At 68.8% G+C, this 18446-nt stretch carries 16 protein-coding genes; 11 read left to right on the top strand and 5 right to left on the bottom strand.

Features of this window, described 5'->3' with window-relative positions; translation table 11 throughout:
- Window positions 1-50 precede the first annotated feature (50 nt).
- From HNR73_RS21755 to HNR73_RS41230, 3 genes are read right to left on the bottom strand one after another with little or no spacing between them, the layout of a single operon-like run.
- On the bottom strand, window positions 51-1628 hold the full coding sequence (locus tag HNR73_RS21755; protein WP_184789408.1) for a Na+/H+ antiporter: 1578 nt from the start codon (window positions 1626-1628) through the stop codon (window positions 51-53).
- Between the two features lie 19 nt (window positions 1629-1647).
- On the bottom strand, window positions 1648-2346 hold the full coding sequence (locus tag HNR73_RS21750) for an RNA-guided endonuclease InsQ/TnpB family protein (RefSeq protein ID WP_203686036.1): 699 nt from the start codon (window positions 2344-2346) through the stop codon (window positions 1648-1650).
- Window positions 2343-2450: a helix-turn-helix domain-containing protein gene (locus HNR73_RS41230; RefSeq protein WP_203686034.1), complete on the bottom strand. Its 108-nt coding sequence runs from the start codon at window positions 2448-2450 to the stop codon at window positions 2343-2345. Before HNR73_RS41230 ends, HNR73_RS21750 begins: the two co-directional genes overlap by 4 nt.
- A 221-nt stretch (window positions 2451-2671) precedes the next feature.
- Between HNR73_RS41230 and HNR73_RS21745 the strand changes: the two genes are divergently transcribed.
- From HNR73_RS21745 to HNR73_RS21725, 5 genes are all read left to right on the top strand, one after another.
- The gene (locus tag HNR73_RS21745) at window positions 2672-4267 is read left to right on the top strand and encodes a peptide ABC transporter substrate-binding protein (RefSeq protein ID WP_184789407.1); all 1596 of its coding nucleotides are present in this window, start codon (window positions 2672-2674) and stop codon (window positions 4265-4267) included.
- Window positions 4268-4355: 88 nt separating this feature from the next.
- Window positions 4356-5279: an ABC transporter permease gene (locus tag HNR73_RS21740; protein ID WP_184789406.1), complete on the top strand. Its 924-nt coding sequence runs from the start codon at window positions 4356-4358 to the stop codon at window positions 5277-5279.
- Window positions 5272-6186: an ABC transporter permease gene (locus tag HNR73_RS21735; RefSeq protein ID WP_184789405.1), complete on the top strand. Its 915-nt coding sequence runs from the start codon at window positions 5272-5274 to the stop codon at window positions 6184-6186. Before HNR73_RS21740 ends, HNR73_RS21735 begins: the two co-directional genes overlap by 8 nt.
- A 5-nt stretch (window positions 6187-6191) precedes the next feature.
- Window positions 6192-7262 carry an ABC transporter ATP-binding protein gene (locus HNR73_RS21730; RefSeq protein WP_203686032.1) on the top strand — a complete coding sequence of 357 codons (1071 nt, stop codon included), beginning with the start codon at window positions 6192-6194 and terminating at the stop codon, window positions 7260-7262.
- 68 nt (window positions 7263-7330) lie between these two features.
- Entirely contained in the window at window positions 7331-8305 is a 975-nt protein-coding gene (locus HNR73_RS21725; RefSeq protein WP_239122057.1) for an ABC transporter ATP-binding protein, read from the top strand.
- A 141-nt stretch (window positions 8306-8446) separates the two neighbouring features.
- Here HNR73_RS21725 and HNR73_RS21720 read toward each other — a convergent pair whose 3' ends face one another.
- Window positions 8447-11449 carry a S8 family peptidase gene (locus tag HNR73_RS21720; RefSeq protein WP_184789403.1) on the bottom strand — a complete coding sequence of 1001 codons (3003 nt, stop codon included), beginning with the start codon at window positions 11447-11449 and terminating at the stop codon, window positions 8447-8449.
- Window positions 11450-11778: 329 nt separating this feature from the next.
- Between HNR73_RS21720 and HNR73_RS21715 the strand changes: the two genes are divergently transcribed.
- The 3 genes from HNR73_RS21715 to HNR73_RS21705 all read left to right on the top strand — a co-directional run bounded on the left by HNR73_RS21715 (window position 11779) and on the right by HNR73_RS21705 (window position 13935).
- Complete coding sequence (locus HNR73_RS21715) at window positions 11779-12369, top strand: pentapeptide repeat-containing protein (RefSeq protein WP_184789402.1); 591 nt, start codon at window positions 11779-11781, stop codon at window positions 12367-12369.
- An 81-nt stretch (window positions 12370-12450) separates the two neighbouring features.
- A complete protein-coding gene (locus HNR73_RS21710) occupies window positions 12451-13221 on the top strand; it encodes a sporulation protein (protein ID WP_184789401.1) in 771 nt (256 codons plus the stop codon).
- 219 nt (window positions 13222-13440) lie between these two features.
- Complete coding sequence (locus tag HNR73_RS21705) at window positions 13441-13935, top strand: pyridoxamine 5'-phosphate oxidase family protein (RefSeq protein WP_184789400.1); 495 nt, start codon at window positions 13441-13443, stop codon at window positions 13933-13935.
- A gap of 66 nt (window positions 13936-14001) precedes the next feature.
- Here HNR73_RS21705 and HNR73_RS21700 read toward each other — a convergent pair whose 3' ends face one another.
- Window positions 14002-15015, bottom strand: coding sequence for a LacI family DNA-binding transcriptional regulator (locus tag HNR73_RS21700; RefSeq protein WP_184789399.1), 1014 nt, complete (start codon window positions 15013-15015; stop codon window positions 14002-14004).
- 228 nt (window positions 15016-15243) lie between these two features.
- Here HNR73_RS21700 and HNR73_RS21695 point away from each other — a divergent pair, with 228 nt between their 5' ends.
- The 3 genes from HNR73_RS21695 to HNR73_RS21685 are packed head-to-tail and all read left to right on the top strand — an operon-like array spanning window position 15244 to window position 18439.
- Complete coding sequence (locus HNR73_RS21695) at window positions 15244-16524, top strand: extracellular solute-binding protein (RefSeq protein ID WP_184789398.1); 1281 nt, start codon at window positions 15244-15246, stop codon at window positions 16522-16524.
- 56 nt (window positions 16525-16580) lie between these two features.
- Window positions 16581-17546, top strand: coding sequence for a carbohydrate ABC transporter permease (locus HNR73_RS21690; RefSeq protein ID WP_184789397.1), 966 nt, complete (start codon window positions 16581-16583; stop codon window positions 17544-17546).
- Window positions 17546-18439, top strand: coding sequence for a carbohydrate ABC transporter permease (locus tag HNR73_RS21685; RefSeq protein WP_184789396.1), 894 nt, complete (start codon window positions 17546-17548; stop codon window positions 18437-18439). The genes HNR73_RS21690 and HNR73_RS21685 overlap by 1 nt, the downstream gene beginning before the upstream one ends.
- Window positions 18440-18446: the final 7 nt, after the last annotated feature.

Here is an 18446-nt window from a genome sequence, read left to right as displayed (position 1 = left end):
GCGCCCGACCGTGGCGTCGCCGCCACGAGATCACCGTAACTCCGCGAGGGCTATCCGTGTTCCCGCCCGAGCAGGGACTCCTCCAGGTCCATGTCGCGCTGGACGCGGGTCAGGACCTCGTCGGGGATGCGGCCCTCGTCGCGGGCGGAGACGAACACGCCCCGCTCGGTGTCGAGCATCGCGTGCCGCAGCCGCCGATAGCTGTCCGAGGGCGTCTCGATCTCCTCGGGCCCGAGCCGCTCCCAGGCGTGGTTGGCGCGGATCGTCGCCCCCTGCCGCAGTCGCTGCACGACCTCCTGCGGTGCCGGCTGTTCGGTGATCTCCTGTTCGAGCCGGACGAGGGCGGCGCGCGTGGCCTCGTGCTGGACGGCCGCCTCGGCGAGCGCGTCCATCTTCGGGTCGTCCTGTTTCACCTTGAGTTTGCGGACCAGCGTGGGCAGGGTCGTGCCCTGGAGCAGGAGGGTCGCCATGATCGTGACGAAGGCGAGCCAGATGAGCAGGGTCCGGTGCGGGAAGGGCGTGACCCCGTCGGACAGGTACAGCGGCAGGGTCAGCGCGGCCGCGAGGGTGATGGCACCGCGCATCCCGGCCCAGCTGAGCACGATGGGGTAGGTGAGGGACTCGCGGTCGCGGTCGCGGTTGGGGAACAGCCTGGTCATGTAGCTGGCCGGGATGATCCACAGGAAGCGCGCGACGATGACGATGCCGACGACCAGCGCCGACAGTCCGATGAGTACGTGGATGGGCTCGGTGAGGTCGTGCACGATGAGGTTGATGTGCAGCCCGACCAGCACGAACACCGCGCCTTCGAGCATGAACACGACCATCTTCCAGAAGGCCGCCATCTGGAGTCTCGACGCCGCCGACATCATCGTCGGGAGCCGGTGCCCGACGTAGAGGCCGGTGACGACGACCGCGACCACACCGGAGCCGTGGATGAGCTCGGCGGCGTAGTAGGCCGCGAAGGGCGTGATGAGGCTGATGGCGTTGTCGAGCAGCGGGTACAGGGTGCGCCGGTGCAGGAAGGAGATGACGACCCCGGCGATCAGCCCGACGAGCAGGCCGCCCCCGGCAGACTGCGCGGCGGTCAGGGCGACCCCGCCGATGCCGACGGCCTCGCCGACCGCGGCGGCCACGGCCACGCGCAGCAGCACCAGCGCGGTCGCGTCGTTGAGCAGGCTCTCGCCTTCGAGGATGGTCACCAGCTTGCGCGGCAGCCCGAGCTTGCGCGCCACGGCGATCGCCGAGACCGCGTCGGGCGGCCCGACGACCGCGCCCAGTGCCAGCGCCGCCGACAGCGGGATCTCGGGCATGACGGCGTGCAGCGCGAAACCGACGGCGAGGGACGTGAAGATCACCAGCCCGACGGCCAGCAGCAGGATCGGGCGCATGTGCAGGCGGAACGCCGGTACGGAGAACTCCTGCGCGGCCACGAACAGCAGCGGCGGCAGGAAACCGAAGAGGATCAGCTCGGGGTCGAGGCCGGGGGTGTTGATCCACGGCGTGAGGCCCAGAATCACGCCGGTGATCATGAGGGGGATGGGGGCGAGGATCCCCATCCGGCGTGACGCCGCGTACACGGCGACCACGACGATGACGATCCCGAGGACGGTCAGGTACTGGGTCATGTCTTGACTTTCTCTCCACCTAGTGGAGGGTTCTCACCCTCGCGGGCGAGGGTTCCTGCTTCACGGCCGATCGCGGAAGGGGTGTCCCTCGCCGTCCCATATCGGCTCCACAGGCCGCAACCGAACGTCCTTCGGCCAGGATGTTCTTCGCCGCGTCGACGTCCCTGTCGTGCGGGGTGCGGCATGAAGGGTACGTCCGGCGCCCGGTCGTGTCGGCCGGGCGGGCCGGGAGGTGCCCGCGGTGGGAGCAGGTTCGTGACGAGGGGAAGAACCGGTCGACGGTGATCAGCCGGCGGCCCCACCTGGCGGCCTGGTACTCCAGCATCGACCGAAACGCCGGCCACCCGGTATCGGGAGGGCGTTTGGCGTAGCGGCGGTTGGGGCGCGGGCCGGTCACCGCGAGTTCTTCGACGACCAGCAGATCGTAGCGGCGCACGAGGCCGGTGGAGGCGCGCTGCGGAAAGTCGGTGCGGGCGCGCCGTGCGCGGCCGCGGGCGCGGTCGGTCTTCGCCCTGGCCTTCGCGCGGTTGCGCGAACCGGGGCGGCGGTGCGCGGCCCGCCGCAGGTGGCGGGCCGGTTTCCGCTCGTGCCGCGACAGGCGCGCCGGGCCGGTGAGGCGCTCGCCGCCGGAGGTCACCGCGAGATCGGCCGCGCGGGACTCGATACCGTCGCGGCCGGTCTCGGGCCACGACCACGTGAAGCTCAGCGGGGCGCTCATCTTCGCCAGGCGTTCCAGACCTCGCGCACACGCCCGAACGTGCGGGGAAGGATCGCCGCCTGCTCGGGGCCGGGATACGCCCGACACCTGTACGCCCCTCTCATGTGGACGACCTTACCGCCCACGGGTATCCGGTGCTGAGGATGCCCGCCAGGCGGGATCGCCGCCGGTCACGGGTCCGTGACGACGCGAGTCGCCCTCAAGCGGACGAATCACCTATTTCTCAAAAATCAGCGCGTATGGTGGCCAATGTGACCTGGGCTGGCCGTTCGCGCACGCGTCCTGGCGGCCCCGGCCGGTCGACTTCGAGGCATAGGGAGACGCAATGGGGAAGCGCGCGCTTTGCGCCTTCGTGAGCATGCCGCTCGCCGCGGCCGTGCTCGTGGGCTGTGGCGGCGGGGACGACGGCGGCGGCAGTGGTGAGGGGTTCATCAGTGTCGGCATCGGTGAGCCGAAGAGCCTCCTGGTGACGTCGGTCGGTGAGACCGAGGGACACCAGGTCCTCTCCGCGCTCTACACGCCCCTGGTCCGATACAACGACAACCTTGAGACCGAGCTCGAAGCGGCCGCGTCGATCGAGCCCAGCGAGGCCAACAAGGTCTGGACCATCAAGCTCAAGGACGGTTACACCTTCCACAACGGGGAGAAGGTCACCGCCGACAGCTACATCAACTCCTGGAACTACGGCGCCTACGGCCCCAACGCCCAGGACCTCAACTCCTACTACAACAAGATCGACGGCTACGCCGCGCTGAACCCGACCGACGGTTCCACGCCGCCCACTGACCGGATGTCGGGCCTGGAGAAGGTCGACGACCTGACCATCAAGGTCACTCTGGCCTCGCCCTACGCGGCCTTCGACACCACCCTCGGGTACACCAACTTCCTGCCGCTGCCCTCGGTCGCCTTCGACGACACGGCCGCCTTCCAGAACTCGCCGATCGGCAACGGCCCCTTCAAGATGAAGGGCAACTGGGAGCACGACCAGCAGATCTCGGTCGAGGCCTGGGACGCCTACACCGGCACCAAGCCGAAGATCAAGGGCGTCGACTTCAAGATCTACCAGGACGCCGGGGCCCAGTACAACGACGTCGTCGGCGGCAACCTCGACGTCGTCAAGACCATCCCGACCGCGCAGATCGGCAACGCCAAGAGCGACCTCGGCGACCGCTTCGGGCAGACCCCGTCGGGCTCCTTCCAGGGCCTGGCCTTCCCGGTCTACCAGAAGGAGTTCGAGGACGTCCGCATCCGCCAGGCGATCTCGATGGCCATCGACCGCACGGCGATCGTCGACACGATCTTCCAGGGCTCGCAGACCCCGGCCACCTCGTGGGTCTCGCCGCAGTTCCCCGGCGCCCGGGAGAACTCCTGCGGCGAATGGTGCCAGTTCAACCCGACCGAGGCCAAGACGCTCTACACCGCGGCCGGCGGGAAGGACACCATCCAGATCAGCTACAACGCCGACGGCGGCCACAAGGAGTGGATCGACGCCACCTGCAACCAGCTGGCCACCAACCTCGGCGTGACCTGCACCGGCAACCCGGTGCCGAAGTTCGCCGACCTGCTGACCTCGCTGTCGAAGAAGGAGGCCGTCGGCCTCTTCCGTCAGGGCTGGATCCCCGACTACCCGACGATGGACAACTACCTGGAGCCGCTGTACAGCTGCAACGCGATCCCGCAGCCGAACTACTCCGGTTTCTGCGACGAGAACTTCGACGACCTGCTGAAGAAGGGCTTCGGCGCCGAGACCGCCGAGGCGTCCTTCCCGGACTTCCAGGCCGCCGAGGACGTCCTCGCCGAGAAGCTCCCGGTCCTGCCGATGCGCTTCGGCCGTAACAACTTCGGCTACTCCGACAAGGTCAAGAACGTCACCATCGACCTGTTCTACGAGCTCGACCTGCTGGCGATCGAGAACGCCTGAGGCGGACGGCCGGGGCGGTCCGCCGCCCCGGCCCCCGTCCACAAAGGACACCGTGAGGGGCCGCCCCGCCGGCCCATGAGGGGCTGCGATGTTCCGCTACATCATCCGCCGACTACTCCAGATGGTGCTCGCCTTCTTCGGCACCACGCTTCTGGTGTACTGGCTCATGTTCGCCGCCAGCGGCGACCCGATCGCCGCGCTGGCCGGCGAGAAGCCGCTGAGCCCGTCGGTCCGGCAGGCGCTCATCCAGGAGTTCCACCTCGATCAGCCGTTCATCGTGCAGTACCTCTACTACATGAGGGACCTGCTGACCTTCGACCTCGGCGTCAACACCTCCGGCCGCGACATCGGCCAGATCGTCGCCACGGCCTGGCCCTACACGCTGAAACTCGCGTTCATCGCCTTCATCTTCGTCGTCGTCGTCGGCATCACCCTCGGCGTGATCGTGGCGATGAAACGCGGGGGCGTGTTCGACACCGTCGTGCTGCTGCTGACCCTCATCGTCATCTCGATCCCGGTGTTCGTCATCGGTTCGACCCTGGCCCTCTTCGGCGCCAAGTGGGGGCTGTGGACCACCAACGTCGGCGGATCGGGAAAGCTGTTGGCCTACCTCGTCCCGGCGCTCGTCCTCGGCTCGCTGTCCCTGGCCACGGCCGTGCGGCTCACCCGCAGCTCCGTCGGCGAGAACCTGCGCGCCGACTACGTCCGCACCGCCAAGTCCAAAGGGCTCAAGCGATCCCGGGTCGTCGGCGTGCACGTCCTGCGCAACTCCCTCATCCCGGTCATCACCTTCCTCGGCATCGAACTCGGCGGCCTCATGGGCGGCGCCATCGTCACCGAGAAGATCTTCAACATCCCCGGCATCGGCTTCGAACTGGCCAAGGCCATCGGTCTCGAAGACGGCCCGACGGTCGTCACGATCGTCAGCCTGCTGGTGATCGTGTACCTGCTCATGAACCTGCTCGTCGACGTCCTGTACGCCGTCCTCGACCCTCGGATCCGCTATGAGTGATCAGAACGCACTGCCGCCCGCCGACTCCGTGGTCGCCCTCGCCGAAGGCGAGGCCGGCGCGGGCCGCGCGCGGTCCCTCGCCTCCGACGCGTGGCGGGACCTGCGCAAGAACCCGATCGCCATCATCTCGGCGGTCATCATCGTGATCCTGGTGCTCATGGCCGTCTGGCCGTCGCTGTTCACCGGCGCCGACCCGGCCGCCTGCGACCTGAGCCGCTCGCTCCAGCCGCCGAGCTCGGAGGCCTGGTTCGGCTACAACCTCCAGGGCTGCGACATCTACGCGCGCACCATCTACGGCGCCAAGGCCTCACTCCAGGTCGGCCTGTACTCGGTCATCGGCGTGGCGGTCATCGCGATCGTCCTCGGCATGCTGGCCGGCTACTACGGCGGCTGGGCCGACGCGGTCATCGCCCGCGTCACCGACATCGTCCTGGGCATCCCGCTGCTGCTGGGTGCGATCGTCATCCTCTCCTCGGTGGAGCTGGACGGCGTCTGGCCGGTCGTGCTCGCCCTGGCCCTGCTGGGCTGGACGAGCCCGGCGCGGATCGTGCGCTCCTCGGTGATCTCGGCCAAAGGCCAGGACTACGTGCAGGCCGCGCGCATGCTCGGCGCCAACGACAAACGCATCATGATGCGCCACATCGCGCCCAACGCGATGGCCCCCGTCATCGTCGTGCTCACCATCGCCCTCGGCTCGTTCATCTCCGTCGAGGCGACCCTGTCCTTCCTCGGCATCGGCCTCAAAGGCGAGATCTCCTGGGGCGCCGACATCGCCGACGCCACCGGCCGCGTCCGCAACGCGCTCGGGCCGGTGCTGTTCCCGTCGACGTTCCTTGCCCTGACCGTGCTGGCCTTCATCATGCTCGGCGACGCCGTGCGCGAGGCCTTCGACCCGAAGTTGCGGTGAATGAGATGGGTAGACACTCGCAGTCCATTGTGGAGAAGGAGAGCTCGCCCGGTCCCGACGACGGCGGCGGGCACCTCCTGGAGGTCGACGACCTCTACGTGGAGTTCCGGACCGGGGAAGGGGTCGCCAAGGTCATCAACGGCGTCTCCTACCACCTCGACGCCGGCGAGACCCTGGCCGTGCTGGGGGAGTCGGGCTCCGGCAAGTCGGTCACCGCGCAGGCCATCATGGGCATCCTGGACAGTCCGCCCGGGTTCGTCACCGGCGGCCGGATCCTCTACCAGGGCAAGGATCTGCTCAAGGTCGGCGAAGCCGAGCGGCGGGCCGTGCGGGGCCGGGAGATCTCGATCATCTTCCAGGACGCGCTCTCGGCCCTGAACCCCGTGTTCACCGTCGGCTGGCAGATCTCCGAGGCCCTGCGCAAGCGCGAAGGACTGTCCAAGAAGGACGCCCTGGAACGGGCCGTCGAACTGATGGAACTGGTGAACATCCCGGCCGCGCGCGAGCGGCTGAAGTCCTACCCGCACCAGTTCTCCGGCGGCATGCGGCAACGCGTCATGATCGCCATGGCCCTCGCCCAGCAGCCGAACGTCGTCATCGCCGACGAGCCGACCACGGCCCTCGACGTGACCGTGCAGGCCCAGATCATGGACCTGCTCGGGGAACTGCGGCGCGAGATGAACACCGCGATGATCCTCATCACCCACGACCTCGGCGTCGTCGCCGACGTCGCCGACCGCATCGCCGTGATGTACGCCGGCCGGATCATCGAACACGCCGACGTGCACGCCCTGTACCGCAGTCCCGCGCACCCCTACACGCTCGGACTGCTCAACTCGATCCCGCGTCTCGACGACAAGGGCAAGACCCTGCGCACCATCCCGGGGCTCCCGCCGAACCTGACGAAGATCCCCTCGGGCTGCCCGTTCCACCCGCGATGCCGCTTCGTGCGGGACGTGTGCCGTTCCGAGGTGCCGCCCTCACTCGACCTCGGCGGGCGCCAGTCGGCCTGCCACTTCGCCCGCGAGCTCCTGGCCGGCGAGCTGGAGCCCACCCGGAAGGAGCCCGAGCTGTGACGACGCAGACGGGGGCGACCGCGGTCGCCCGGCCGGGTCTCGGCGAACCGATCCTCACCGTCAACGGGATGGTCAAGTACTTCCCCATCACCCGCGGGATCCTCTTCCGCAGCAAGATCGGCGACGTCAAGGCCGTCGACGGCGTCGACTTCGTCCTGCACAAGGGAGAGACGCTCGGGGTCGTCGGCGAATCGGGCTGCGGCAAGTCGACACTCGCGAAACTGCTGATGCGACTGGAGACCGCGACCGCCGGAACCGCGATCTACGACGGGCGCGACATCGTCGCCGCCAAAGGCGGCGAACTCCGCAGGCTCCGCCGCCAGGTGCAGATGGTGATGCAGGATCCGTACACGTCGCTGAACCCGCGCATGACCGTCGGCGACATCATCGCCGAACCGCTGGTCATCCACGGCGTCGGCGGGAACGACAAGGCACGCGAATCACGGGTCCGCGAACTCCTCGACGTGGTCGGGCTCAACCCCGAACACATCAACAGGTACCCGCACCAGTTCTCCGGCGGACAGCGACAGCGGGTCGGCATCGCCCGCGCGCTCGCACTGAACCCCGAGATCATCATCTGCGACGAACCCGTGTCGGCTCTGGACGTTTCGATCCAGGCGCAGGTCATCAACCTGCTGGAGAAGCTCCAAGCCGAGCTCGGGCTCTCCTACATCTTCATCGCCCACGACCTGTCCGTCGTCCGGCACATCTGCGACCGCGTCGCCGTCATGTACCTCGGGCGGATCGTCGAACTCGGCACCGAGGACGAGATCTACTCCCGGGCCACACATCCGTACACGCAGGCGCTGCTGTCGGCCGTGCCCGTACCGGACCCCGACGCGCGCGAACACCGGCAGATCATCCGGCTGTCGGGGGATGTGCCGTCACCGGCGAACCCGCCGTCCGGATGCCGCTTCCGGACCCGGTGCTGGAAGGCGACCGACCTGTGCGCGCAGGAGACACCGGCGCTGATCGAGCGGGAGGCGGATCCGCACCTGAGCGCGTGTCACTACGCGGAGAGGGCCGAGCACATCATCGGCTAGGGGATGTCGGGCGTGGCGGGTCAGAGCGGTGGGGCACCGAGATGGCGCGCGTATCCCGCGACCCCGCCGCCGGCCCTCCACACCGAAAACCGGGCCGCACCCGAAGGCGCGACCCGGTCCCCTGTGGACTGCTCTGGGCCGTTAGGCCCGGATCACCACGGTCGTCGTACCCAGCACCGCACCGGTCGCGTCCCGGTACGTCACGATGCCCCGGTACTCCAGACCGGCCGTCAGGCCGCTCCAGGTCCCGGTCAGCGTGTACGCCTGGTCGACCTTGACCGGCTGCGAAGGCCTGCTCATCACCAGGTTCCCGGCGTCACCGCCGAGCGCCAGCGTGTGCAGCTTCGCCGTCACCGGCAGGTTCGACGGGGAGGCGAACAGGTCGACGTACACGACGTAGGTCGCCCCGCCGGGAAGCGTGGCGCCCTCCTGCGCGGTCGTCCCCGCCGAAGCGCCCAGGTAGGTCAGCGACCCGTTGGCGTTCTTACGGTAGAAGAACAGGTCCAGGTCGGTGCCCGAGGCGTAGTCGGCGTCGTAGGTGTTGAACGAGCCCGTCGCGCCGGCCGGGACCGCAGTCTCGACCTTCTTGACGTGGGCGTTCTCGGCCGGGGCGCCCGTCGGGAAGTTGCTCCCGTCGGGGTTGCTCAGGGCGAGCGGGGTCGTCACGACCGGGGCCAGGCCCGTCACCGTCGCCGAGAGCGTCCCGGTGTAACCGCTGACGCCGTTGAGGTTCAGCGAACCGCTGGACCCGCTGCCCTCGACCGACTTCGGTGCCGACAGCGCGCCCGGCTTGACCACCACGGGGCTGCGCACGGCGTGGCCGCGCATGTCCCGCCAGGTGTAGGAACCCTCGGTGTAGGCGCCCAGGGGCGCCGTGGTCCGGGTGATCGTCACCTTGAAGGACGCCGACTGACCGGGACGCAGCGTCAGCGACTGCGGCGAGACGGTCAGCTTGGTGCCCTCGGGGGCGTCGGTCGTGGCGAAGTACGTGCTGGTCTGGTTCGCGACGTTGGTGACCGTGCGGGTCACCGTCTCGGAGCGTACGAAGTTGCCGATCGCGATCGACGGGTAGTTCATCTGCGTCGGGTCGAGCGCGCCGAACTCCGCGCACAGCTCCGGGAAGCGCGGCGCGAGTTCGCCGATTCCGCAACCCCAGCGCAGCCAGTCGACGGCGTCGGAGTCGTAGACCAGGCCCGGGTCGAAGGCCTTGCCGACGTTGACGTGCCCGGCTCCGTAGTCGAAGGCCGTCGCGTCGTGCCCGCCGCGCTGGATCGGGCGGCCGGCGTTGTCGGTCTGGGTCGCCGTGGTCATCAGCGAGGACTTGACCGCCATCGGCGACCAGTCCGGGTGCTTGCCGATCACGAGCGCGGCCAGACCCGCGATGTGCGGGCTCGACATCGAGGTGCCGCTGTTCGGGCCGAACATCTGCCCGTTGTTGTTGGGCGGAGCCACCGCGGCGTAGACGTCCACGCCGGGAGCGGTGATGTCGGGCTTGAGCAGGTCGCCTCCGGCGGCCAGCGCGGGGCCGGCCGAGGAGAACGCGGCCATCTCCGGCGCGGGCACCATCGACGGGACCGCCGAGCTGAGCGACGCCGTCGGCGTCGCGGTCCCGGCGATGTAGGCCAGCAGCGCGCTGCCGGCGGCGGCCTTGACGTGCACGGCCGGCAGGACGTGGGCGTCGAGGACGACGTCGTCGGAGGCGGGATCGGGGTTGTACAGGATCATCCCGACACCACCGGCCGCGAGGACGGCCTTGCCCTTGTCGACACGGCTGACCGTGCCGCGCGCGCAGGCCACGATCTTCCCGGCCGCCTTGGCCGGGTCGAGGGAGCCGACGGCGCACAGTTCGGCGTTGCCGCCGCCCGGGAGCCCGATGTTCTTCGACGCCACGACCGGGGCACTGGGCAGACCGGCGGTGAGGCTCGCGCCCTTGAAGGTCGCTCCGTTGCCGAGGGTCACCGTCGACTCCGAGACGCGGCCGTGGGTGCTGGCCGCGACCGTGGTCACCCACGGGGTGTTGTGCGCGACGGTGCTGCCCGGACCGCTGTTTCCGGCCGAGTTGGCCACGAACACGCCGGCGGCGGCGGCGTTGAAGTACGCCTGCTGCTGCGGGGTGAAGGCGACGTTCGTCGAACCGGAGATGGAGTAGTTGATGACGTCGACACCGTCGTTGACGGCGTCCTCGATCGCGGCGACGGCGTTGGCCGACGAGACCGTGCATCCGCCGTCGGCGGTGGTCCAGCAGATCTTGTAGTAGGCCAGGCGCGCGGCCGGGGCCATACCGGAGATCTTGCCGAGCGACTTGCCGAAGACCGTCGCCTCGACGCCGTGGTTGCCCGCGGCGGTGGAGCCGACGTGCGAGCCGTGACCGTTGTGGTCGCGCGGCGAGAGGAAGTCACCGGGCTGGATCACCGCGGGCGGGTAGTACCGCGCGCCGATGACCTTGTTGTTGCACTCGATGTCCTTGGCCGGGTCGCCGGTGGCGCCGGTGTCGCAGGTCCCGTTCCACTTGCCGTCGATGACGTCCTGGTCCGGGCGGGGCTCGGGAAGCGCGCCGAAGGACGGGTTCTCCGGCCACACACCGGAGTCGAGGATGCCGACGATGACGCCCTCACCGGCGTGCTCGTCGCCGCCGTACTGCCGCTCCCACACACCGCCGGAGCCGGTCAGTCCCAGGAAGTCGGGGGTCGTGACGGTGTCGGCCTTGAGTTCTTCGTCGGGGAAGACGCTGACGACGCCCGGTGCCTTCGACAGCGCGAGCGCCTCCTCGCCGGACAGTTCGGCGGTGAAGCCGTTGAAGACCGTGTCGTAGGTCCGCAGGACCTCGGCGCCGGGGACCTCGGCGAGCGCGTCGCCGCGGAGGTCGGCGAGGTAGTCGCGGTAGCGGTCGACCTTGGCCAGGCCGGTGTCGAGGCGTTCGCCTTCCTCGGCCTGGGTGGCCGAGAAGCCTTTGACGCCACCGTTGTAGGTGGCGACGGGTTCGGCGGAGAGTTCGACGATGTAGCGGCCGGCGCTGAACTGCTCGGGCGCGCCGTTCTCGGCGAGCGCGGCCGTGCCGCCGCTGAGTACCGCTGCGGCGGTGACCGCCGCGGTCGCGAAGGTTAAAAGGGCCGGTTTACGGCCCGGGAGAGTTTTCGAGGACACGAAACGCTGACCTCCACTGTGGTGGGCTGCCCGGTGGGGCGGACGCCGTCGCGGGCAGTGCCCCTGGGCGAGGGGCGCTGTGCGGAGCGTAAGCCAGGTTTTCGAGCGGTGTAAATCAACCGAACCGGTGGCGGGCGTCAGCGGGCGCGCGCCGGATCCGCCGTGCCGGGGCGCCTTCGGTGGTGTCGTCGCAGGTCGGTGGCGTACACCGGCCGGAGAGGACGGAGCGTGCTCGGCTCGTGGGGGTCGCCGGGCGAGGACGGCGTGAGGACGGGACGGGGACGGTCCGTCGCCCGATCGTCCTCGGGGCGGTCGTGTTGACTGTCGTGATGACCTTCACCGACGAACGCATCGCCTATCAGGACTGGGCCCTTGAGGAGCGGACGAAGGAGCGTTATGAGAACTGTGAGTTCGTCGAGGTGGACGCGACCGAGGCGGTGTTCACCTCATGCGTCTTCGAGCGTTGCGAGTTCACCGGGCTGCGGTTGAACTCGGCGACGCTGACGCGTTGCGCGTTCCTGGGCTGCACGTTCCGGCGCTGCGTGTTGTTCGGCGCGGTCTTCGACGACTGCAAGCTCACGGGCACGTCCTTTGTGGAGAGTGAGTTGCGGCCGGCCCGGATCGCCGGCGGGGACTGGTCTTATGTGTCGCTGCGCAAGCAGAACCTGTCGAAGGCGAAGTTCCGCGGGCTGCGCCTGCGCGAGGCGGATCTGACCGAGGCGGACCTGTCGGGCGCGGATCTGCGGGACGCCGACCTGTCGTACGCGCGGGCGCACAACGTCAAACTGCGCGGGGCCGATCTGCGGGGCGCCGATCTCACCGGGATCGCGCTGCGCGACCTGGACATCACCGGCACGCGGATCGATCTGGCGCAGGCGGCGCTCGTCGCGATGGCTTATGGCGCAAGGGTCGAGGCCTGACACCTCGGTCCACTATGCACCTGTTGGGAGCGCGGTTACGCTGGTGGCCACTCTTCCGTGATCGATGAAAGGAACCACCCCGTGGTCTTGCGTCAGCTCAAGGCGGTCTTCGGTGCGGGGGTCACCGTCGACAGTGTCCTGACCGACCCCAATGTCACACCAGGAGCCACTCTCAACGGGGAGGTCACCTTCGTCGGCGGGGAGAACGACCAGAAAGTCGAGAGCATCAACATCGAGTTCACCGCGATCGTCGAGCTCGACGACAAGGGTGAGGACAAGCAGTCGACCTTCGACTTCCACCGCGCGCAGGTGTCTGGTCCGTTCCAGCTGGCGAAGGGCTCGACGCACAGTGTGGCGTTTTCGATCCCGGTTCCCCTGGAGACGCCGTTGAGCGCCGTCGGCGGCCGTCCGCTGCCGACGATGAAGCTCGGTGTGTCGACGGAACTGGCCTTGGACAACGCTTTCGACAAGGGCGACCTCGACCCGCTGGTCGTTGAGCCGCTGCCGATCCAGGCCGCGGTGATGGCGGCGATGGAGGAGCTGGGTTTCGTGCTTCAGCTCGCCGACCTGGAGGCGGGGACGATTCCGGGGTCGCACATGCCGTTCTACCAGGAGATCGAGTACTGGCCCGGTGGTGAGTTCAAGGACAGGTTCCGCGAGGTCGAGTTGACCTTCGTGGCGGGCAAGTTGAGCACGGACGTGTTGTTGCAGGCCAACGACAAGGGCGGCCTGCTGAGCCCGGCACATGACGCCTACCAGCGCTTCACGGTCCAGAACGAGGAGCCGGGCGACCTCGTCGAGGCGTTGCGGATGCAGCTGACGCAGCTGGCGCAGCGCCAGGGCATCGCTTGACCCTTTCGGGCTGAGAGCCCGGTGGGGGCCGCCTTGAGGCGACCCCCACCCGGTGGCGGAAACGGGAGACAAATGCGTTCCGCGTGAACGAGCGACCCCGCGAGGTGGCCGCGCGCCGGTACTGAGTGTAGACAACGACACACGACCTGTGACGGCGGTATGGCCCAACGCCATTCCGTGTTCGGATCCGCTGTCGTACCGGGTGTCTAGCGTCGCGGAATGACCGAGCCGCGTTCAGCGCGTTTGCGCATGCCCGAGCACTACGAGCAGAGCACCGGGTCGCACCCGACCCTCGACTGGGGCGGCCTCGCCGAACGCCTCGCGGCCGCCAGGTACTACTGGCTGACGACGACCGGCCCCGCCGGCAAACCGCACGCGGTGCCGCTGTGGGGCGCCTGGGTCCGTGACGTCTGGTACTTCGACGGCATCCCCACCGCCCGCTGGGCCCGCGATCTCGCCGAACGCCCCGAGGTCGTGATGCACCTGGAGAGCGCCGAGGACGTGCTCATCGTCGAGGGAGAGGCGGCCGACGTCGCGGTGATCCCGCCGGAGATCGGGGCCGAGGTCGTCGAGCAGTACACCGCGAAGTACCCGCGGGGGCCGATCCCCGACCCGTCGGGAGGGCTGTTCCGCTTGCGCCCGCGACGAGTGAAGGCGTGGACGGTGTCGCGGTTCCCGCAGGACGCGACAGTTTGGGAGATGGGACAGGGGTAGGGGCGTGGGGAAGGCGCCACCGGTTGCGGGGCCCGCGGCTCGGGCCACGCGGAGGTGGAACGGCCCTCAGCGCGGCGCCCCCGTGCTTCCCCTTGTCGTCAGTTGCGCGGGGACGTCGCGGTGGTCCCCGACGTCCTCCCCGGCGATCGCCGCGAGCAGCCGTTTCGCCGCGATCGCCCCGTACGCGGGGATGTCGCGCCCGAGCGCGGTCAGCGCCGGGTGCGTCAGCTGGCACAGCGGGGAATCGTCCCAGGCCACAATGGACAGATCGCCGGGCACGTCGAGCCGGAGTTCCTGCGCCACACCGAGTCCGGCGATGGCCATGACGTCGTTGTCGTAGATGACCGCCGTCGGCCGGCGCGGTGAACTGAGCAGCCGCCGGGTGATCCGGGCGCCCGCCTCGCCGGTGTAGTCGGAGGAGACGGTGACGGCTTCGGGCAGCGCCAGGCGGGTGGTGACGTCGTGGAAGGCCTCGGTCCGCACCCGCGTGTGCAGGAGTTCGGGCAGCCCGGCGACGTGCGCGATCCGCCTGTGGCCCAGGGCCGCCAGGTACTCGACGGTCTCGGCGAGCGGCTGGGCGTCGTCATGCCAGACGCTGGGCAGGCCGCCGGTGTGGGCGGGGCCGCCGATCACGACGGCGGGGAGTCCGAGTTCTTCGAGCGCGGGGACGCGCGGATCGTCGACGCGCAGGTCGCACACGAGTACGCCGTCCACACGGCGTTCGGCCCACCAGCGGCGATGCACGGCCAGTTCGGCGTCGGCGTCGGCGACGACCTGGAGGGTCAGGCCATAGTCGCGGGCGGACAGTTCGGCCTCCAGTCCGCTGATCAGTTCCATGAAGAAGGGCTCGATGCCCAGGACGCGGGCCGGCCGGCACAGCGCCAGACCGACCACATTGGACATGGAGCCGGACAGCGCGCGGGCGGCGCTGTTGGGCTGCCAGCCGACCTCCTCGGCGATGGCCAGGATCCGCTGGCGCGTACCGGCCGAGACGCCGGGTCTGCCGTTGAGCGCGTAGGACACCGCGCCCTTGGACACGCCGGCGCGCCGGGCGATGTCGGCGATCGTGGGCCGCTTCATCACGTGCGATCCCCCGCGGGGTGAAGGGTGGTTGACCGGTTGATCTCGACCGGTTTCGGGCCTGCACAACGCTACCCCCATGCGGCCGGGGCGGCTGAACTCCGCAGACGTCACCGGAACGACATGGCGGCGCCTTGTCCTTGACATCGTTGTCCCGTCGCCCTACGGTCGGTTCACTTATCCGGTTCAGTAGATGTTCGAGCCGCTCGACGGAAAGGCGTGATCCGCGTGAACCCCACCCGAAAAGTATTAAGAACCCTGCTCGCGGCCTTCTCGGTCGCAACAGTCCTTGCCATTTCGGCGTGCACGACCGCGACGCCGCAGACCGACACCGCCGATTCCTCTGAACCGGCTCACCTGGTCTTCTGGAACACCGGCGGTGACGAGGAAGTGGCCGTTCTGCGTGCCGTCGCCGACCTCTACATCGCCGCCCATCCCGGCACCACCATCGACATCCAGGCCGTCGCCTGGGCTGACTCGCACGCCAAGATCCTCTCGGCGGCCACCGCGCAGGAGGGGCCCGACGTCATCTCCGGCGGCCTGTCGTGGGGCAACGAGTTCGGCGCCCTCGGCGGGATGCTCGACCTGAACCAGTTCGGTGTTCCCGAAAGGATCGAGCCGAAGGTGGCGCCCGGTTCCTGGAAGTCGGTCGAGGCGACCGACGGCGCCGTCTACGGCGTCCCGATGGACATGACGCTCTACCTCTTCTACTACCGCAGCGACCTCCTCGCCGCCGAGAACATCACCCCGCCGACGACGTGGGAGGAACTGACCGCCGCCATCGGCCACTTCGAGCAGAAGGGCCACGACAGCCCCTTCGTGATGACCTGGTCGACCCTGAGCTGGCTGCAGTACACCAACTTCCTCAAGCAGGCGGGCGGCGACTGGTACACCGACGACTGCAAGACCGTCACCGTCAACAGCCCCGAAGGCGTCGCCGCCCTGAACTACTGGGCCGACCTGCACCGCGTGCACGGCGCCCCGAACGAGGAACCGGACCTGGCCAGCGGCCTCGAATCCGGCGACATCGTCATGGCCAACGGCGGCAACTGGAACCTCTCCGGCCTCGACGCCTCGCACCCCGACCTCGTCGGCAAGTGGGACGTGTCGGTTCTCCCGTCCGGTCCCGCCGGCGCCGGCAGCTTCATCGGCGGCCGCATCCTCGGCGCCATGTCGTACACGAAGTACCCGGCCCAGGCCGCCGACTTCATCGAGTACTTCTACACCGACGAGGCCGTCGCCGCGCTCCAGCAGGCCGCGAAGGCCAACGGATTCCTGTGGATCTCCCCGCGCGCCGAACTCGTCGACAGGCTGGAGACCACCGACACCGCCAAGACCGCGCTGAAGACCACCCTCCAGACCGCCGAAGGCCCGCCCAACTGCCCGGGCTGGGACGCCAGCAGCCCAGACATCGACAAGCTCCTCCAGGAAGTCGTGCTGAACAAGGCCGACCCCGCCGCGAAACTCGGCGAGATCGCCGAGCTGCTGACCCGGAACCTGACCGGCTGACCGGTCCCCGCGGGCCCGGCCGCGCGGGCCGGGCCCCTTCGCCCCTGGAGCGTCCCATGTCGACGACCGAGACCCCGCACGCCACCGTGCGGTCGGCCCCCAGAATCCGTGCCGCCAAAGCGAAACGCCGCCCACACCTGCGCCGCAACCTGCCCGGCTACCTCATGCTGGCGCCGTTCCTGGCGCTGTTCGCGGCCTTCCTCGTCTGGCCGCTGCTCAACTCCCTCTACCTCGCCTTCACCGACTTCAACGGCATCAAACCGCCGAACCTCGTCGGCCTCGACAACTTCACGCGCCTGTGGACCGACGACGCCCGCTTCCGCAAGGCACTGGGCAACACCAGCCTCTACGTCGTCTTCTCCGTAGGTCTCACCACGCTTCTCGCCCTCGCGCTGGCCCTGGCCTTCCGCACCACGAGACTGCGCGACAAGACCATGCGCACGATCTTCTTCCTGCCCTCGGTCACCTCGTCGATGGCGCTGTTCCTGATCTGGGGCTGGATCTTCGACGTCGAGGACTTCGGCCTGGCCAACACCGTCCTCGCCTGGTTCGGCGCCGACTCCGTCGCCTGGCTCAGCACCCCCGAACTGGCCGTCCCCATCCTCGTGTTCATCTCCGTGTGGGGCGGCGCCGGCTACGGCATGATCATCTTCGTCGCCGGACTCAACGCCATCCCCGAAGAGCTCTACGAACAAGCCGAGATCGACGGCGCCTCGGCCTGGCGGAAGTTCTGGCACATCACGCTGCCCCTGCTGCGCCCGGTGACGACCTACGTCCTCATCACCAGCCTCATCGGCGCCTTCCAGGTCTTCGAAGCCGTCTACGTCGTCTTCCGCACCACCGCCAGCAACGTCGGCGGCGTCCTCGACAGCGCCCTCATGATCGTGCCGTACCTCTACGACATGGGCTTCGGGAAGTTCGAACTCGGCTTCGCCTCGGCGATCGCGTGGACCCTGTTCATCGTCATCTTCGTCGTCAGCACCGTCCAGCTGCGCCTGTCCCGCACCCTGAAGGACCTGTGATGAGCCGACGCCTCCCCTGGGCCGCCATCGCCCGCGTCCCCCTCTACCTGCTCGCCGTGACCATGCTCGCCCCCTTCTGGTGGATGGTCATCGGCGCCTTCAAACCGGTCCCCGAACTCAGCCGCAACCCACCGAGCTTCCTGCCCGCCGACCCGTCCTTCGACAACTTCCACGACCCGTCCTGGACACCCGGGAAACAGATCGCGGGCCACGTCGCCGGCCTCTTCCAGCGCTGGCCCGAACTCCCCGGCGGTTACTTCCGCTTCATGGCCAACTCGCTGTTCGTCACCACCGCCGTCACCATCGGCTCACTACTGCTGGCCGCCATGGCCGCCTACGCGCTCACCAAACTGGAGATCAGGGGCCGCCGGATCATCTTCCTCGTCGTCCTCGCCTCGATGATGGTCCCCTGGCAGGTCAGCCTCATCCCGAACTACCTCATCGTGCGCAACCTCGGCTGGCTCGACTCCTACCAGGGCTACATCGTGCCCGCCCTCGCCAAGGCCTTCGTACTGTTCTTCCTCGTGCAGTACATGCGCTCCATCCCCGACGAACTCGTGCACGCCGGACGCGTCGACGGAGCCGGCGAGTTCCGCATCTGGTGGCGCATCGTGCTGCCCCTCCTGCGGCCCGCACTGGCCGCCATGGCGATCTTCATCGCGCTCGCCGAGTGGAACAACTTCCTGTGGCCGCTGATCATCATCAACGACGACTCCTTCGCCAACCTGCCCGTCGCGCTGTCGAGACTGAGCACCTCGGTCGCGCAGAACCCGCAGGGCATGGGCGTCGTCATGGCCGCCTCACTGCTCACTTCGCTCCCGACTGTGATCTTCTTCTTCGTGTTCCAGAAGCACTTCACCAAGGGCATCACGCTGTCGGGTATCAAAGGTTGACGACCAT

The sequence above is a fragment of the Phytomonospora endophytica genome (assembly GCF_014202425.1).
Classification (GTDB): Bacteria; Actinomycetota; Actinomycetes; order Mycobacteriales; family Micromonosporaceae; genus Phytomonospora; species Phytomonospora endophytica.
Note: the sequence above shows the minus strand (reverse complement) of the source record. Positions and strands in the feature narration are given on the sequence as shown.

Excerpts from the sequence above, each read along its gene's own strand:
- HNR73_RS21740 (WP_184789406.1), top strand. The coding sequence starts at position 4,356 with ATGTTCCGCTACATCATCCGCCGACTACTCCAGATGGTGCTCGCCTTC.
- HNR73_RS21690 (WP_184789397.1), top strand. The coding sequence starts at position 16,581 with ATGTCGACGACCGAGACCCCGCACGCCACCGTGCGGTCGGCCCCCAGA.
- HNR73_RS21730 (WP_203686032.1), top strand. The coding sequence starts at position 6,192 with ATGGGTAGACACTCGCAGTCCATTGTGGAGAAGGAGAGCTCGCCCGGT.
- HNR73_RS21750 (WP_203686036.1), bottom strand. The coding sequence starts at position 2,346 with ATGAGCGCCCCGCTGAGCTTCACGTGGTCGTGGCCCGAGACCGGCCGC.
- HNR73_RS41230 (WP_203686034.1), bottom strand. The coding sequence starts at position 2,450 with ATGAGAGGGGCGTACAGGTGTCGGGCGTATCCCGGCCCCGAGCAGGCG.
- HNR73_RS21705 (WP_184789400.1), top strand. The coding sequence starts at position 13,441 with ATGACCGAGCCGCGTTCAGCGCGTTTGCGCATGCCCGAGCACTACGAG.
- HNR73_RS21735 (WP_184789405.1), top strand. The coding sequence starts at position 5,272 with ATGAGTGATCAGAACGCACTGCCGCCCGCCGACTCCGTGGTCGCCCTC.
- HNR73_RS21715 (WP_184789402.1), top strand. The coding sequence starts at position 11,779 with ATGACCTTCACCGACGAACGCATCGCCTATCAGGACTGGGCCCTTGAG.
- HNR73_RS21685 (WP_184789396.1), top strand. The coding sequence starts at position 17,546 with ATGAGCCGACGCCTCCCCTGGGCCGCCATCGCCCGCGTCCCCCTCTAC.
- HNR73_RS21745 (WP_184789407.1), top strand. The coding sequence starts at position 2,672 with ATGGGGAAGCGCGCGCTTTGCGCCTTCGTGAGCATGCCGCTCGCCGCG.
- HNR73_RS21700 (WP_184789399.1), bottom strand. The coding sequence starts at position 15,015 with ATGAAGCGGCCCACGATCGCCGACATCGCCCGGCGCGCCGGCGTGTCC.
- HNR73_RS21755 (WP_184789408.1), bottom strand. The coding sequence starts at position 1,628 with ATGACCCAGTACCTGACCGTCCTCGGGATCGTCATCGTCGTGGTCGCC.
- HNR73_RS21725 (WP_239122057.1), top strand. The coding sequence starts at position 7,331 with ATGGTCAAGTACTTCCCCATCACCCGCGGGATCCTCTTCCGCAGCAAG.